The following is a 2,188-nucleotide window of genomic DNA, read 5'->3' as shown; positions in this document are numbered from 1 at the left end:
ACCCCCTTGGTGAGCAGGAGCTTATCTCCCTCCATGGCATAGGTGGCGTTGGTGAGGGCGCCCCCCACCTGGAGGTCGGCCTCGTCCATCTTCGCCTTCAGTTCCGACTTGCCGGAATCGGTCCAGGCCAGGGTCAGGTCGATCTCATTCTCCGCCCCCAGCAGGTGCGCCAGGTAGGAGCCGCCCTGCAGCAGGAAGTTTTCCCGCCCGGTCTGCCACGCCTGGGCCACGGTGGCCTGGTCGTCCACCCGTACGGCGGCGGCGGTGATCTCCCCCTCCCAGGGGCCGTACTCCAGAGGTAGTGCCACATTGGACACCTGCCCCAGATTTTCCTCCAGCGCCGAGAGCGCCTGCTCCTGGGTCATCCCGCCCACCGGCACACCGGCTGCAGAAACCCCCAGTAGGATCTTAGGAGAACTATCGACCCAAGCGCATAAAACTATGTATCCTCCCAAGAGAATTGTAGTTATCCCTCCAACAAATGCTAGTGTAGCTTTCTTTTTTGAGGTTGAGTGCTGCAGCATTCTCGACCAAAGAATTCTGGTTTTCTTCATTTTCAACAGAATTCTTTATTTCCACACAATATAACTTGCGTCAGCTGTGGTGATTGAGGAGTCAGATTCATTGTAAATTACAAAGTAATAGTCTTCAGGGAATCCAGTGTTCACATAATAGCTGTCCCATTCAACATTCCATCCAGCTACTTCTTCATAAATTAAATCGCCATCAGGACTGTAGAACTCAACAGAAAACTCTTTTTCACAGGTAATCACGGTATTGCTATTTTTTGTGAAATAATATTTCGAATATGTATAGTTCTTGGCTGACCAGTTGTGCCAAGTATCATACCAAGATGTAGGTGCAAATGCAGTTGGTTTCGTAACAGCGTAAGGAACAATTTCAGAGGCGCAGACTGATACGTTCATAGAAGCAAGACACATTGTCAAACTCAGTGCTGCAATACATTTTTTCATTTTTTACACCCTCTCTTGTCTTTATTGGTCGTACTTGTTTTCTTCCGAAATATCTACACAATATTCTGCACTGGAATCACTCCCCTTTTTATTCTTTTGAAGTTAACTTCATTTAAGAAGACTGCCGAAAGTCCCAAACGCAACACAATTAATTAAGCATCCTTATGTATTCCACTTGACGATTTGATCATGTCTACTTTAGTTTGGTTCATTGCTAAAATATATACATATGACTTGTTACATATCATCATTTGTGGAATATTTAAATTTCATTTAAAAAAACTAATCTCCACCAGGGCATAACAACCCTACCCACCACAGATCTCTGAGGTGGGCCATGATTTTTATATTATAGACGGCAATGGATTAAAGCACTGACTCCCAACCAAAATTTAGCTCAGGATCTTATGCTCCCAGTGGGATCTATCAAAATATTCCACGCTTAGATCGCAGAATAGGCCACTGTCCCCGGGGGATATCGTTCTCCATCCCTCCGTACCGAATGCAGTGATCTATGTCTATCCCGTGTCAGCCTCATCCGCACGCTGGAGAGTTAGTATCCCAGCAACTGGTTGATCTTTCCATTATCAGAACAGAGGCTACGCATCTAATCCATACTCAAATACTAAGGTGAAACAGCGCAGTGCTCCGCCAATGGAACACTGCGCTGTTTTAACGATAAACTACTCCTTCATATATTTACGCCACTTTTGGTAGGCCAACCGTTTGGCCCGCGTTACCGCCATACGGACGCTGTTTGGATTCATGCCAAGATCAACAGCTAATTCTTCGTAAGACTTTCCTAAAATAAAGCGGCCTTCTAGCAAAAGCCGATTCTTATCATCCAGTTTGGGCCATATTTGGCTAAATGCTTGTATCTCTTCCTTGTGAATGGCTAATAATTCTGGATCGTCCTCTGCAGTGAGAGTATTTTTCATCATCCACTCCTCTATATCAATTTCTGGATGGTTCTTTGTTTTTCGTAATTGAGTGTAAGTGGAGTTTTTTACTGCAGAGATAATGTAGTTGATCCTTTTTGTGTCGGAAAGAGAACGGAGGGTCGGTATGTTATCAATTAATTTTACCAATGTGATTTGGAGAACATCATCTGCCAGCCAGGGATCATCTGTGAGCTGATAGATTGTATGATACATCAGTCGATGGTATTGCCGGTACACCTGCTCCATAAAGTCACGGTCGCTCTCATCTTCAAT

General features: G+C 45.1%; 3 protein-coding genes. All 3 read right to left on the bottom strand.

Translation table 11 applies throughout. The features are described 5' to 3' along the window. The coding region (locus H6B31_RS16515) for a hypothetical protein (RefSeq protein WP_204899496.1) at positions 1-365 on the bottom strand (365 nt) is incomplete at its 3' end. 204 nt (positions 366-569) lie between these two features. Continuing rightward, positions 570-926, bottom strand: a complete 357-nt coding sequence (locus tag H6B31_RS16510; protein WP_204899495.1) for a hypothetical protein — start codon at positions 924-926, stop codon at positions 570-572. Positions 927-1,657: 731 nt separating this feature from the next. After that, on the bottom strand, positions 1,658-2,188 hold a 531-nt coding region (locus H6B31_RS16505; protein WP_204899494.1), incomplete at its 5' end, for an RNA polymerase sigma factor.

Origin of the sequence: Pseudoflavonifractor capillosus, from assembly GCF_016899775.1 — a bacterium.
Taxonomy (GTDB): Bacteria; Bacillota; Clostridia; order Oscillospirales; family Oscillospiraceae; genus Lawsonibacter.
This window is presented reverse-complemented; position numbering and strand designations above follow the sequence as displayed.

What these genes read in the sequence shown, in the direction of transcription:
- H6B31_RS16510 (WP_204899495.1), bottom strand. Translation starts at nt 926, where the DNA reads ATGAACGTATCAGTCTGCGCCTCTGAAATTGTTCCTTACGCTGTTACG.